This is a genomic window from Arcobacter sp. CECT 8985, assembly GCF_004116495.1.
Classification (GTDB): Bacteria; Campylobacterota; Campylobacteria; order Campylobacterales; family Arcobacteraceae; genus Malaciobacter.
In genome coordinates this window covers 31,839-45,718 of the sequence record NZ_PDKC01000006.1, presented here as the reverse complement: position 1 = coordinate 45,718, position 13,880 = coordinate 31,839, and the positions used below count along the sequence as shown (strand labels likewise).

Annotated in this window: 12 protein-coding genes; 2 read left to right on the top strand and 10 right to left on the bottom strand. The window is 27.6% G+C overall.

Annotated features, from left to right (window positions below):
• Window positions 1–134 precede the first annotated feature (134 nt).
• On the top strand, window positions 135–1,151 hold the full coding sequence (locus tag CRU93_RS04395; RefSeq protein ID WP_129102974.1) for a phospholipase A: 1,017 nt from the start codon (window positions 135–137) through the stop codon (window positions 1,149–1,151).
• Window positions 1,152–1,334: 183 nt separating this feature from the next.
• Here the strand turns inward: CRU93_RS04395 and CRU93_RS04390 are convergent, their stop codons facing one another.
• Both CRU93_RS04390 and CRU93_RS04385 read right to left on the bottom strand, forming a co-directional pair.
• A complete protein-coding gene (locus tag CRU93_RS04390) occupies window positions 1,335–2,831 on the bottom strand; it encodes a HAMP domain-containing sensor histidine kinase (RefSeq protein WP_129102973.1) in 1,497 nt (498 codons plus the stop codon).
• Window positions 2,828–3,652 (bottom strand): PhnD/SsuA/transferrin family substrate-binding protein, encoded by an 825-nt coding sequence (locus CRU93_RS04385; protein WP_129102972.1) that lies wholly within the window; start codon window positions 3,650–3,652, stop codon window positions 2,828–2,830. The genes CRU93_RS04390 and CRU93_RS04385 overlap by 4 nt, the downstream gene beginning before the upstream one ends.
• Before the next feature lie 240 nt (window positions 3,653–3,892).
• Here CRU93_RS04385 and CRU93_RS04380 point away from each other — a divergent pair, with 240 nt between their 5' ends.
• Complete coding sequence (locus tag CRU93_RS04380; RefSeq protein WP_129102971.1) at window positions 3,893–5,206, top strand: tetratricopeptide repeat protein; 1,314 nt, start codon at window positions 3,893–3,895, stop codon at window positions 5,204–5,206.
• A gap of 30 nt (window positions 5,207–5,236) precedes the next feature.
• On the opposite strand, the gene CRU93_RS04375 is transcribed toward CRU93_RS04380, so the two are convergent.
• From CRU93_RS04375 to CRU93_RS04340, 8 genes are all read right to left on the bottom strand, one after another.
• A complete protein-coding gene (locus CRU93_RS04375; protein ID WP_129102970.1) occupies window positions 5,237–7,393 on the bottom strand; it encodes a malate synthase G in 2,157 nt (718 codons plus the stop codon).
• A gap of 14 nt (window positions 7,394–7,407) precedes the next feature.
• Window positions 7,408–8,832 (bottom strand): NCS1 family nucleobase:cation symporter-1, encoded by a 1,425-nt coding sequence (locus tag CRU93_RS04370; RefSeq protein WP_129102969.1) that lies wholly within the window; start codon window positions 8,830–8,832, stop codon window positions 7,408–7,410.
• A 218-nt stretch (window positions 8,833–9,050) separates the two neighbouring features.
• Window positions 9,051–9,569, bottom strand: coding sequence for an ureidoglycolate lyase (locus CRU93_RS04365; protein WP_129102968.1), 519 nt, complete (start codon window positions 9,567–9,569; stop codon window positions 9,051–9,053).
• A gap of 1 nt (window position 9,570) precedes the next feature.
• Window positions 9,571–10,569 carry an allantoicase gene (gene alc, locus CRU93_RS04360; RefSeq protein ID WP_129102967.1) on the bottom strand — a complete coding sequence of 333 codons (999 nt, stop codon included), beginning with the start codon at window positions 10,567–10,569 and terminating at the stop codon, window positions 9,571–9,573.
• Window positions 10,569–11,498: an allantoinase PuuE gene (puuE, locus tag CRU93_RS04355; protein WP_129102966.1), complete on the bottom strand. Its 930-nt coding sequence runs from the start codon at window positions 11,496–11,498 to the stop codon at window positions 10,569–10,571. Before puuE ends, alc begins: the two co-directional genes overlap by 1 nt.
• A gap of 124 nt (window positions 11,499–11,622) precedes the next feature.
• Entirely contained in the window at window positions 11,623–12,309 is a 687-nt protein-coding gene (locus CRU93_RS04350) for a GntR family transcriptional regulator (protein WP_129102965.1), read from the bottom strand.
• A 153-nt stretch (window positions 12,310–12,462) separates the two neighbouring features.
• Window positions 12,463–13,161 (bottom strand): aspartate/glutamate racemase family protein, encoded by a 699-nt coding sequence (locus CRU93_RS04345; RefSeq protein ID WP_129102964.1) that lies wholly within the window; start codon window positions 13,159–13,161, stop codon window positions 12,463–12,465.
• Window positions 13,161–13,880: an ABC transporter ATP-binding protein gene (locus CRU93_RS04340; RefSeq protein ID WP_129102963.1), complete on the bottom strand. Its 720-nt coding sequence runs from the start codon at window positions 13,878–13,880 to the stop codon at window positions 13,161–13,163. Before CRU93_RS04340 ends, CRU93_RS04345 begins: the two co-directional genes overlap by 1 nt.

Genomic DNA, 13,880 nt, shown 5'->3' with positions numbered 1-13,880 from the left:
AAAGTATAACCTTTAATATTTAATTTTTGGGGATTATAGCATTTTTTCTTGAAAAGCTATTTTAAAAATAAAAAATAAGATAATTAAAGATATTTTGTGTTATAAATATTGCACTAAAAATATAGGAAAACTTTATGAAACTTTTACTTCTAATTGCTTTTATTTATAGTGGCTTTTTATATGCTGAAACTATAGATAATCAACTTTTAAAAAAAGCAAAAGCTTTTGAAAAAAATAGAAACTATAAAGAAGCGATGCAAATATATAAACAAATTGCATTAAAACAATATGAAAAAACAGAAATATCTAAATCACAAAAAACAACAAAAGTGCTCAAAGAAGCTGATAAATTTGAAAAAATTAGAAAAAAATTCTTTAAAAAACATATAAAGATACAAGACAAACAAACTTCAAATACTTTAGAGCAGATGATAATAAGAGATTTTGGTCTTTATCCATACAAAACTAACTATCTTCTTCCTATAACTTTTGATACAAAAGCAAAAAATGATAGAAAACAGTATGAAACAAAGTTTCAGTTTAGTTTCGAAAAACCTCTATTTTATAACTCTTTTGGTTTAAATGAAACCATTTCATTTGGTTATACTCAAAAATCATACTGGCAAACAACAGAAGACTCATCTCCATTTAGAGAATCAAATTACCAACCAGAAGTTTTTGTTACTTTTCCGTATGGAAATAAAGACTCAGCATTAAAAGCATACAAGATTTCACTCTTACACGAATCCAATGGACAAGGAGATGAAAAATCAAGATCTTGGAACAGAGTATACCTAGAGAGTTATTTTCAATTAACAAATTTAGTTTTTGTTCCAAGAATTTGGTATAGAATTCCAGAAGATGAAAATAGTGATGATAATAAAGATATAGAAAAATATTTAGGTTATGGTGATATTACGTTAATATATCCATATAAAAACCATACTTTTGAATTAAAATTAAGAAATAATTTAAGAACTTCTAATAATAAAGGTTCAGCTGAATTTAATTGGACATTTCCTCTTCCAAGTTTTCTTGATTTTGCTAATAGTTTTGGATATTTTCAAGTATTTACAGGCTATGGTGATAGCCTAATTGATTATGATAGACAGATAAATAAAATTGGATTTGGAATTGCTTTTTCTAGATAAAATCTAAATATCATATACAACTAAAAAATAATTCTTAAAATAGCAAGATAATTGTCACAATAAAATATAAAACTTTTATTTACAATTTTCTTGCTTTTTAGTATTAGACAGATATATTAAATTAAGAACTTTTTATTAATAAATTTTGTTTTACATATAAATTTATACTATTTAATATCAACATTAACAAGGAAGAATTATAGAAAATTTTGCTCCTTTATAAACTTTATTTTTAAACTCTATTTCCTCATTTTTAACAACAATTTCTCCTGCAAAATGTTCATAAACAATCTTTGAACTCATATATAAACCAATACCTGTTCCTTGACTTTTATGTTTTGTAGTAAAATATGGATCAAATATTTTATCAATAATTTTTTCATCAACGCCACCTGCATTATCTTGAATAGATATAACTATATTGTTATTCTCTTTGAAAATTTTTATTTCAATAAATCTTTCTTCTATTTTATTTTCAACTAATATATCTTTTGAATTATTTAATATATTTATAAAAACTTGTGTTAACTCATTTGATACACCAAAAATTTCTAATTTTTCATTTGAATCAATAATACTATGTGTTATATAATGATTATTTAAAGAAGCAGAGACAATATCAATTGCTTTATTTAATGAATCTCTTATTATAAAATCTTCTTTTTTACCATTATCATCTTTTATATAATCTCTAAAATCATCAATAGTATTACTTAAATAATTTGCATATTTTACTACACTATCAGAAATCTCTTCAATCTCATTGTCTCCTATAATATTCATCTCTTTTTTTAATTTAAGACTACTCATTTGTACAGTAATCGCATTTAATGGCTGTCTCCATTGATGAGCAATATTATTAAGCATTTCACCAATAATTGCCATTCTTGATTGTTGTTTAATCAAAATATCTTTTTCATGATTCTCATCTATTTGTTGTTTCAACTGTTTAACTAATTTTTGCTGTTTATTATTTAATGATTTTAAATCACTAACATTTTTTTCAATATTTGTAGCCATAAGATTAAAAGTTTTTTCTAATTCATATGTCTCTTTACTATCACTTAAATTGATTCTTTTAGAATAATCTCCATTTGCTATTGCATCTGCACTATGTGTTAAATTTACTAGATTTTTTATTATCCATTTACTAATTGTTATTAAAAATATTGCAGATAATAGTAATTCCATAAGTGCAATAAAAATACTTCTTGAAAGCATCTGTTCTTTTGCTTTAGTATAAAATTTTGTTGATAATCCTAAATAGACTTTACCTAAATATTCAGAATATAGTGTTATTGGTATGTTAGTATCAAATCTTTGATCTTTTAAAGATTCTTGACTAAAAGGATTAAACTCTTTTTTAGGAAGTTTACTACAATCACTCAAACCAATACTTGAAATACAATTATTTTGATTATCAACAACTGCTAAATAATCAACAGTTGCTATTTTTTTAGTCTCTTTTAAAATTGCATCAATTGTTGCATAATCCATTTGAACAAGTGGTGCAACTAATGCACTTTTTAAAAGTATTTTTTGCTCATGTAATCTTACAATTGTCTGAGTTGATAAGTTTGTTTTTAGTTGCTCTAAATTTTTAATAACCATCAAAGTAAGCATTAAACTCTCAATTAATAAACTTGCAATAACCCATTTCCACGATAAAGATACTCTCATTTTTTATATAACCTTCTCATTGTTTCATCTACAATAGAATCTAAATTATTTAAAGTTTCAGAGTCAACTTCTTTAAATCCTTTAAGTTTAGTAATTTTTAAGTGTCTTTTCCCCTCTTTTGATTTACTAAAAGCTTTTAGTGCTATTTTCCAATCTTTTACACTAATTCCATTTGCATCTTTTGCAAGATAAATTCTACTTGGTTTTGGTTTACTTTGATAAAGTACATGTACTAGCTTTTTAGTTTTTTTTGTCATTAATTTTATGTAATTTGGCAAAGACATAATTATCATATCAGCATTGTGATTTAAAAGTATAGATATAGAGCTGTCTGTTGCACTTGTATAGGTATATTCTATTTTTTCTCCTTGCTTAAATCCTTTTTTTGCTAACCAATCTTGAGCATCTAATGTAGGAAAAGATACAGGGTCTAACCCCACTACTCGTAAGGGAAAATGATTTGATTTTAATATATTTTTATTTGTTGATAATATAATAGTAGACAATCCTTTTGTATAAGTCATCAAAGGAGTATATCCAGCTATATTTTTAGCTATAACTGCAAGATTAGGTGAAGTTAATATCAAATTATAAAATGTTCCTTTATTAGAACGCTTAGTAAACTCTGTAAAATTCTTTGCAGTTAATATTTGAACAGGTCTTTTAAAATAGTTTTGTAAAAAAACTCTCAAATCTTGATGTGATTTTAAGATAACTCTTGTTGAAGAGTGTGGAGCAATACCTATTTTAATTGGAATTTTTTGAGCAAAACAAAAACTTGATAAGAAAACAACCGATAAAATCACTATTTTTAGTACCATAATAACTCTTTTTATAAAATTGTGACAATATTATAACAGATAATATTATTATATTTTATTAATATCTTATTAAAAGCTTATAATTTTTAAAATTTGTTTATCATAAGTTTTTATTAATTTTAAAATTATAATAATTTTTTTATCATCAATAATATTAAAAAAATAAATTCTATTTTTTATATAATATTTTGGTATTATAAAAGATTTAAATAATATAAACCATTAACTAAAAGGTACATTATGATTTTAAATAATGACGAAGAAATACAAGTAGAAGAAGCTATTTTAAAAGCTGACGAACTAATCTCATTTGAAAAAAACTATGAAGAAGCTATCAAATATTTAGAAATTGCTCTAATATCTCATCCTACAAACTATTTATTATATAGCAAAATTGGATATTCCTATATGCAATTAGAAGACTATGAAGATGCAGTTATATTTTTTAAAAAAGCAATATCTTTTTCACAAGAAGATTCAACAACTTATTACAACTTAGCTATTTGTTTAGAGGAACTTAATTTTGAAAACTATGATGAAATTGATGCATATTATGAAAAAAGTATCAAATGCGCATTAACTTCTTTTGAAAAAGATCCATCAAATCACATCTATATAAAATATATTGCCGATGCTTTTTTCAAATTAGAAAATTTTAAAAAAGCAATCAATTATTATGAAAGATTTTTAAAATATCAACTTGACGAAGAGGTATTAGAATTTCTTTCATACTCATACATATATCAAAGAGAAAACTTTAATAAAGCAGTTGAAACTTTAAAAAAAACAATTAAATATTCTGAAGAAAAAAGTAAAAAAATTCATTTATATAAAGTTTTGGTTACTGTTTACTATTTTGATTTAAAAGATTATAAAAAATCAATTGATACATATTTAAAAATCATAGAACTTGTTGATGAAGGTGAGTATGCTGTTACATATTTTAAAATTGCTGAAATCTACAGAAGAGATATAAAAGATTATGATACTGCAATAAAATACTATCATAAATCATTACAGTATGATGAAAACTATGAACCATCATATACTTGGCTTGCTTGCACGCATAATTATAAAAAAGAACATAGTTTAGCTTTAAAAAATTTTTTAATTGCAAAAGATTTAAATCCTAAAAGCGTAGAAGTGTATAATAACTTAGTATATATTTATAGCGATTTAGGAATGTATGAAAAAGTTGAAGAGAATTTAAAAAAAGCTTTAAAAATTGATCCCAAATATGATGCAAGTTTACTTGCTATGTTAGAAGTAAATCTAATTTCAAAAAAAGAGTTTGATAAGAAATGTGTAGATACTATTTTTGAAACATACTCAAATGTAAAATCTGTTATGGCTGAATATAATATGTTAAGAATATTAAAACTTGCAGTTGAAAATAAAGATATTTCTACAGAGTTAAAACAATGGGAAGAAAAGTATTCAACACTACGACAAGGATATAGTATAATTGCACTTCAAAACTGGGCAACTAACTTAGACCCAAAATTAAAACAAATTATTTTAGACGCTTTAAAAATATTCAAAAAAGAAAATTAAATATAACCTACTTCAAGTAGGTCATATTAGTTATTTATTTTCTTTATATTCTCTTCTATATTTATGTAAAAGAGGCTCTGTATAACCTGAAGGTTGAGCTTTTCCTTTAAAAATCAAATCACTTGCAGCTTTAAATGCATATCCATCATAATTTGGTGCCATGTTTTCATAACTTGCATCTTTTTCATTTTGTTTATCAACTACTTTTGCCATCTGTTTTAAAGACTCTAATACTTCATCTTCTGTACAAATTCCATGTTCTATCCAGTTTGCTAAATGTTGAGAAGAAATTCTAAGTGTTGCTCTATCTTCCATAAGTGCTACATTGTTTATATCTGGAACTTTTGAGCAACCAATACCTTCATCAATCCATCTAACAACATATCCTAAGATACTTTGGCAGTTATTATCTATCTCATTTTTGATAGTCTCTTTTGATAAAGACTCATTTAACAAAGGAATAGTTAAAAGCTCATCTAAAGTTGCTCTTCTTTTTCCTTTCAGCTCATTTTGAATACTAAATACATCTATTTTATGATAGTGCATAGAATGTAAAGTTGCAGCGGTAGGAGATGGTACCCAAGCAGTATTTGCTCCTGATTTTGGGTGAGATATTTTTTCATCCATCATTTTAGCCATCTCATCTGGCATAGCCCACATCCCTTTTCCAATTTGAGAGAAACCTTGAAGTCCACACTCCAAACCAATATCAACATTCCAAGTTTCATAAGCTTTTATCCAAGTTTCACTTTTCATTTTTGTTTTTGGTGTCATGGCACCAGCTAACATAGAGGTATGAATCTCATCACCTGTTCTATCTAAGAATCCTGTGTTGATGAATACAACTCTTTTAGTAGCTTGTCTAATACACTCTTTTAGGTTTATGGTTGTTCTTCTTTCTTCATCCATAATACCAATCTTGATAGTATTTTCAGGAAGGTTTAAAGCTTTTTCAACTTTCCCAAATAGTTTAACGGCAAAGGCAACCTCCTCTGGTCCGTGCATTTTTGGTTTTACTATATACATAGATTTTGTTCTACTATTTCTCTTCTCATTTTTATTAGTTAAATCTGGAATTGCAGCTAAAGTTGTAAGCATACAATCCATAATCCCTTCAAATACTTCATTTCCATCTTTATCCAAAATAGCTGGATTTGTCATAAGATGACCAACATTTCTAATGAAAAGTAGACTTCTTCCATGTAAAATTAATTCTTTGTCATCTAAAGTTTTATATTTTCTATCAGAGTTTAATTTTCTAGTAACTGTTTTTCCACCCTTTTCAAAACTATCTTCTAAATCACCTTTCATAAGACCAAACCAGTTTCTATAAACTTCAACTTTATCTTGGGCATCTACTGCTGCAATTGAGTCTTCACAATCCATAATTGTTGAAACTGCTGCTTCTACAACTACATCTTTGATACCAGCAAGATCAAGTTTTCCAATAAAGCTTTCTTTGTCAAACTCAACTATTACATGAAGATTGTTGTTTTTAAATACTAATGCTCTTGGGTTTTCTTTTTCACCTTCGTATGCAATTAGTTTTGATGTATTTTCTAAAGTTGTAGTAGTGTTTTGAAGTGTCACTTCTAATTTTCCATCTACAATTTTGTAAGAGATAGCATCTTTATGGCTTCCCTCTTTAAGTGGTGCAACTGTATCTAAATGCTCTTTTGCATAAGTTACAACTGCTTTTCCTCTTTTTTCATTGTACTCTTTTGTAATAAGTAGTTCACCATCTGTTGGAATTACATCAGTTCCATATAAAGCATTATATAAACTTCCCCATCTAGCATTTGCTGCATTTAAAGCAAATCTAGCATTTTTAACAGGAACTACTAATTGTGGTCCAGCTTGAAGTTTTATCTCTTCATCTACATTTTGTGTTTCTACTTTGAAGTTCTCTTTTTCTTCAATTAAATAACCAATCTGTTTTAAAAAGTTTTTATACTCTTCAAGATTATTTTGTTCATATTTATTTGTTTTATGCCAAGAATCAATTTGCTCTTGAATTTCATCTCTTTTTGATAAAAGTGCTCTATTTTGAGGAGTTAACTCCTCAATAATATTCTCAAAAGTTTTCCAAAATTCATCTTTATTTAAAGTTGTTTGAGGAAGAATTTCTTCATTTATTAAAGAAAAAAGTTTATCATCCACATTTAAATTGTTAATTTGTTTATACATCCCTATTCTCCTTTTTAATTATATACTAACTGTCTATTTATTGAAAATAATTTTGTTGAGTAGTAAATAAAGCCTCCCAAGATTGCACCAATAATCCATCCATAACCATTTAAACTACTTAATGCATCTACCCAAACTGTACAAATTGAAAAAACTGCACCTATAACAAATGCAATCATTGTATTTTTATTCCAACCATTTTCATAATAATATAAACTTTCATATGATTCATCATATAAAGAATCTATATCTAATTTTTGTTTTTTTATAATATAATAATCAACTACCAAGATTCCATATAATGGAGCTAATGTTGCACCTAATGTATTAACTATTGGACTAATTCCTACTTTTGAAATAAAACTTACCCAAAAACCACCAATAATAAGTGCAAATAAAGAAGTGATAAATCCTGATTTTTTAAATGAGAGTTTTTTAGGTGCAAGATTTGATATACCATTAACAGCTGGAATAAAATTAGCAACTAAATTAATTCCAACAGTTGCCATAAAAAATGTAATTGCAGCAATTAAACTTAAAACTGTACTATCTGCTTTTTCAACGATATCCATAGGATTTGTTAATTTTTCACCAAATACTACAACTGAACCTGCTGTAATTAAAAGTGCTAAAGCTGAAAAGAAAACCATATTAAAAGGAAGTCCCACAAGATTTCCAACTATCATTGACTTATTATCTTTTGAATACCTAGAAAAATCACTAAAATTAATCATAACAGCAGCAAAATAAGCAATCATAGTTCCTACAATTGCAAAAAAACCATGTATTTCAGTACTTAATGTTGATTTGCTACTTGAAAAAATATTATTTGCTTCACTAAATAGTTGTCCATCTGATTCATTCCATAGTACAATTAAAAGGCCTATCATTACAATATAAACAAATGGAGCAGCAAAATTTAAAAACTTCGATACCCAATCCATTCCTTTTGAGAAGATTACCATTTGAAGTATCCATACTACAAAAAATGATAACCAACCTATTGCATCAATTCCTAAAAATGTTGCTTTTAACTCTATGCCTGTAGAAGCTGTTATTAAAAGATGAAGGGCAGTTGAAGCAAAATATGTTTGAACACCAAACCAAAATACTGCCACAACTGCTCTTATTATCGCAGATAATTTTGCTCCATTAATTCCCATACTTGAACGTGCTAAAACAGGATATGGTATTCCATAATCAACTCCAGCTTTTCCAGATATATTTACAAAAAAAGTAACTAATAATCCAGCAAAAATCAATGCAATAAATGCTGTCCACCCAGACACACCATAACTAATAAAAAGTGAGGCAACTAATGTATACCCAAATAGACTTTGTATATCATTTGCCCAAATATTAGACACCTCAAACCAATTCCAATTTTTATCACTCTTTTTTGTAGGAGATAAAGAGTCCTTATTTACATCATTAATCATTATTTTTCTTCCCTAATGTTACGTACAGTAAATCCACTACAAAAAATTATTGGAAATAACTATTTTATAGTGAAAACTAAGCTTTAATATTCATAAAATTCCTCTTTTTAATATTTCTTTTTATATAATCACGTTGGCGTTTATGACTTTTTTATGGAAATATTAAAATATTGAAATAAAAAAGTCTTTATGGTGGCTTACTCTTAAGTTCTAACATATTATTCCTCCAATAAATATATAGATTCTTCTTCTATATTATATTCAATACATTCAACAATCTTTTGTTCTTCTGTTTTATTATCCGCTCTATCAATAACGATAAATTGTTCATTATTTTTTAGACTAATTAATGGAAAATGCCACACACCTCTATTATAAAAAACTCCTTGGTTTCCATTTGTATAAAAAGCTTCAATTGTTGATAAATCAGGTTTATCATCACCCAATGCAACTACAACTAAAAAAGGCTCTTTACTTCTTGGCATAAAAGTTTGAGAAAAACTTGGATGTTTTTCTAGCATATTTATATGTAGTGGAAACTCCCTATTTTTCGCTACATAAATATGTAAAGTTGAACTTCCACCTTTTTCATTTGCATCCATTACACAAAGTTCATAAAACTTCTGTGCATACCCGTCATTTATAATCTTTGAATCTCTATTTTCAGTACAAATAACTTCTCCGAATTTTTTAAAAGATTCATCAGTTAATAGTTTTGGTTTTAGTTCAACTCTCATTTTAAGCCTTAATATCTTCTTTTTTTACAAATTTTCCAAATAATTTAAGTCTTGAAATTCCACCATCTGGAAAAATATTTACTCTAATATGAGTTACTGGTTTTTGATGTTTCAAAAAGCTTTTATCATAATAATGTTTACTATGCATAGATAATTTTTGAGGTTCTACTAACTCTTCCCAAAACATACTTTGTGTTACAACTGAACTATCTGTTGTATCTTCTAAATATGCAGCACTCATTGAAAATTTATCTGCAAAATTTCCTTTGAAAAAGTTTGTATCAATCATTACATTATCAATAATTGCAGGCTTAGCTAATTCGATAATTCCCCAGTCAAATCCTGGTTCTCTTCTTCTTCTAGTCTCCCAACCATCACCCATATTAATAGCTTCATTATCTTTTAAGATATTTCTTAAAGGACCAAAGAATTCGTTGTTTGTATAAACCGCTCTTGCTCCATTTCTCATAGAAGCTACATTGATATTTTCTTGCTCATAAAGTTTTTCATCAAAACAGATTTCACCAAATGCTTTAAATCTTGCAATTCCACCATCTGGGTAAATATCAACTCTTAGATGAGTTAATTCAGTTTGAGAAAGTGAATCAAAGTCATGTTTAGTATTTCCTTGTAAATCACTTTGAGTTAATAACTCAACCCATTCAACACTATCAATCTCTTTTAAAAATGTTTTATCATCTTTATTTTTTCCACAATAACCTTTTATTGAAACAGCTAAAGGGTAGTTTCCTCTAAAGTGTGAAGTATCAACTAAAAATGAGTTGATTTTTGAAAGGTTTCCTAGTTTGATAATACAATAATCATTTCCACCATCTCTTCTTCTTCTAGTCTCCCAACCATCCATCCAGTGACCATTATCATCAAACTCATCTTTAAATACAGCTTCAGTTTCCACTAACATTCTATTTGCACTTGCAAAAAATTCATCTGTTGTATAAATTACTTCTGCACCTAATTCACAACTTGCTACATTTGTCATTATTTTCCTTTATTTCCAAAATTATTAATCCAATGATTTGCAATTTCACCTCTTGTTGCAAACCAAACATCATCAAATCCTTTTACATATTCTAAGAATCTTCTCATAGCCATGATTCGCCCAGGTTTCCCTAATATTCTACAGTGCATTCCAATATTCATCATTTTAGGAGACTTATTTCCTTCTAGGTATAAAGCATCAAAACTATCTTTTAGGTAATTATAAAACTGGTTACTATGAGTAAATCCTCCAAAAATAAATCTCATGTCATTGTTATCCATTGTATATGGAATTACTAAGTGTTCTGTTGTAGTAATTTCTGGTGCAAAATATGGTAAATCATCATTATATGCATCACTGTCATATAAAAAGCCACCCTCTTCAACAACTATCTTTCTGGTATTTTCACTATCACGTCCTGTGTACCAACCAAGTGGTCTAGTACCAAACATTTTTTCTAATATTTCAATACTTTTATAAAGGTGATCTCTTTCAATAGACTCTTCAATTGTTTGATAGTTTATCCATCTATAACCGTGTGAACATATATCATAGTTGTTAAGGGCAAGGTATTCAGCAAGTTTAGGATTTCTAGCAACTGCCATTGCTACAGCGAAGATTGTAACAGGGATATCAAAATCTTTGAAAAGTTCTAAGATTCTCCACACCCCAACTCTTGAGCCATATTCATATAATGACTCCATTGATTTGTGTCTTTGTCCTATAAAAGCTTGTGGGTTGTTCATTTCTGAAAGAAATACTTCTGAAGCTTCATCTCCATGTAGAATGCAGTTTTCTGCACCTTCTTCATAATTTAATACAAATTGAAGTGCAACTTTTGCATTGTTTGGCCATTTTGGATTTATTGGTTCATTTGAGTAACCGATTAAATCTCTAGGGTAGTTGTTATTATTCATTTTATCTCTCATAAAAAAGTAAAAATCACTTTTTAAATTTATTTATGAGATTATTTTATCAGATTGTCTACAATGATTGTCTACAATCTTTGTTTATTTTTTATACATTTGTTTTAAAGATAGGTAATAAAAATAATTAGTTAGCAAAAAGAAATTTATTCTTTTTATTAATTGTATCTAAATTAAAATCTAAAATATCAAGGCAATGGTCTAAATGTTCTAGCATAACATTTTTTGCATTACTAACATTATTGCTTTTAATTGTCTCAATTAAAACTCTATGTTCATCATATGAAGAGAAATCTGTATTTTCATCTTCATAAATTAAAGCAGCAAGGATACTTAAAGGGATTAAAGGTTTAAGTGCATTAATTAAAAACTCATTTTCACTTAATGCAGCTAAATTTAAATGAAAATCACAAGATGATTTAACATATTCCCCATTTCTATAAGATAATTTTAAGTATTCTTCTGTATCAATATTTTCTAAAAGTGCAGATAAGTCTAAATTTTCCTTTGAATGTCTTTTTGTAACAATTTCAACAATACCTGCTTCAATTATTTTTCTTGTTGCAAAAATATCTTTTGCATTCTCTTCACTAATCCAAACGACATTAAAACCTTGATTTTTTTTATAACTTAAAATGCCCATAGTTTGTAGTTTGCTGAATGCTTTCCTTACAACATCTCTACTTGTGTTTAATTCTTTTGCTAAAACACTTTCTGATAATTTAGTACCTGGTTGAAGATTTTTTGTAAAAATCGCATCAAATATAAAATTTACAATATTATCTTCTAAAGTAAATAAATCTTTTTTATTCATTAAAAGTTTCTCCTACTTTTTTTCCATTTTATATTAGTTTATTATATTATAATTTACATTCTAGTTTCTGTAAACAATAACCACAATGCAATTAATATAAACGGCACACCAAAATTTTACGTTAAAGTTATCTCATATAAAGCTAATGTTTTCTCACTTTTCAATAGGATAGGCATATGCATTTATTTTGCTTGTCATTAGTTTTGCTCCAACCATTGATTCAGCCATCTTAATTGCACATAAAACACCATCAATAACTGGAATATTACACCTTTTTGATAATTCAATCGTTAAATCAGCCATTCCAGCGCATCCTAAAATAATTGCTTCACAATTATCTTCTTTGACTGCTTTTAAAATTTCACTCTCTATTTTTTCCATTGCATTACAAGTGCCATCTTCTAAAGAAAGAACTGGAATATCAGCTGCTCTTACTTTTCTACAAAATTTATCCATACCATATTTGTAGGATAACTCTTCAATAATTGGAATAGCTCTATTTAAAGTTGTTACCACCGAAAAACTAGAAGAAACAATTGAAGTCATATGCATAGCTGCTTCACAAATACCTATAACAGGACCATCTACAAGCTCCCTTGCACCTTCCAATCCTGGGTCATCAAAGCAAGCAATCACATAAGCATCTGCTCCCCACTCTTTCGCTTTTTTGATTTCATTCATTAGTCCCATTAAACTTTTTACTTCATCAAAATGTCCTTCAATACTTTTTGGAGTATTTGTAGGATTTGAAGCCCAAACTTGGGTATTAGGATTTTTAAATTTCAAGGCAACTTCTTCACACTTTTTTGTCATAGATTCTGTAGAGTTTGGGTTTATAATTGCTAATTTCATTAGTGAGTTCCTCCTAAGTATAGTTCAATTATTCGTTCATCGTGCATTAAATCTTTTGAGTTTCCACTTAATAATACTTCTCCAAGTTGCATAGCATAAGCTCTATTTGAAACTTTAAGTGCCATTCTTGAGTTTTGTTCAACTAGGATAACAGAGACTTTATCCTCTTTATTGATTTGTACAATCGATCTTGCAATATCTTGAACTAGTTTTGGGGCAATACCAAGACTGGGTTCATCCATAAGTAAAACTTTGGGTCTAGACATAAGAGCACGCCCAATAACCATCATTTGTTGTTCTCCACCACTCATAGTGCTTGCCTGTTGTTTGAATCTTTCTTTAAGTCTTGGAAACTTTTCTAAAACTTTTTCTAAATCCTCTTTGATTCCATCTTTATCTTTTCTTGTAAATGCTCCCATTAGAAGGTTGTCTTTTACACTCATATATGGGAAAACTCTTCTTCCCTCAGGAGTCATTGCAATTCCCTTTTCAACTATTGTTGAAGGACTTACTCCATTTAGACTTTCACCATTGAAAATCACTTCACCTGAACTTGGTTTTTTAAGACCTGTTATTGCTTTTAGAATTGAAGATTTTCCAGCTCCATTTGCTCCAATTAAAGTGATAGTTTCACCCTCTTCAAGACTTAAATTTACTTTTTTTACTGCTCTTACTTGGTCGTAGTTTATCTCTAAATCTTTACACTCTAATAATGCCAT

What these genes read in the sequence shown, in the direction of transcription:
- CRU93_RS04395 (WP_129102974.1), top strand. Translation starts at nt 135, where the DNA reads ATGAAACTTTTACTTCTAATTGCTTTTATTTATAGTGGCTTTTTATAT.
- CRU93_RS04390 (WP_129102973.1), bottom strand. Translation starts at nt 2,831, where the DNA reads ATGAGAGTATCTTTATCGTGGAAATGGGTTATTGCAAGTTTATTAATT.
- CRU93_RS04385 (WP_129102972.1), bottom strand. Translation starts at nt 3,652, where the DNA reads ATGGTACTAAAAATAGTGATTTTATCGGTTGTTTTCTTATCAAGTTTT.
- CRU93_RS04380 (WP_129102971.1), top strand. Translation starts at nt 3,893, where the DNA reads ATGATTTTAAATAATGACGAAGAAATACAAGTAGAAGAAGCTATTTTA.
- CRU93_RS04375 (WP_129102970.1), bottom strand. Translation starts at nt 7,393, where the DNA reads ATGTATAAACAAATTAACAATTTAAATGTGGATGATAAACTTTTTTCT.
- CRU93_RS04370 (WP_129102969.1), bottom strand. Translation starts at nt 8,832, where the DNA reads ATGATTAATGATGTAAATAAGGACTCTTTATCTCCTACAAAAAAGAGT.
- CRU93_RS04365 (WP_129102968.1), bottom strand. Translation starts at nt 9,569, where the DNA reads ATGAGAGTTGAACTAAAACCAAAACTATTAACTGATGAATCTTTTAAA.
- alc (WP_129102967.1), bottom strand. Translation starts at nt 10,569, where the DNA reads ATGACAAATGTAGCAAGTTGTGAATTAGGTGCAGAAGTAATTTATACA.
- puuE (WP_129102966.1), bottom strand. Translation starts at nt 11,498, where the DNA reads ATGAGAGATAAAATGAATAATAACAACTACCCTAGAGATTTAATCGGT.
- CRU93_RS04350 (WP_129102965.1), bottom strand. Translation starts at nt 12,309, where the DNA reads ATGAATAAAAAAGATTTATTTACTTTAGAAGATAATATTGTAAATTTT.
- CRU93_RS04345 (WP_129102964.1), bottom strand. Translation starts at nt 13,161, where the DNA reads ATGAAATTAGCAATTATAAACCCAAACTCTACAGAATCTATGACAAAA.
- CRU93_RS04340 (WP_129102963.1), bottom strand. Translation starts at nt 13,880, where the DNA reads ATGGCATTATTAGAGTGTAAAGATTTAGAGATAAACTACGACCAAGTA.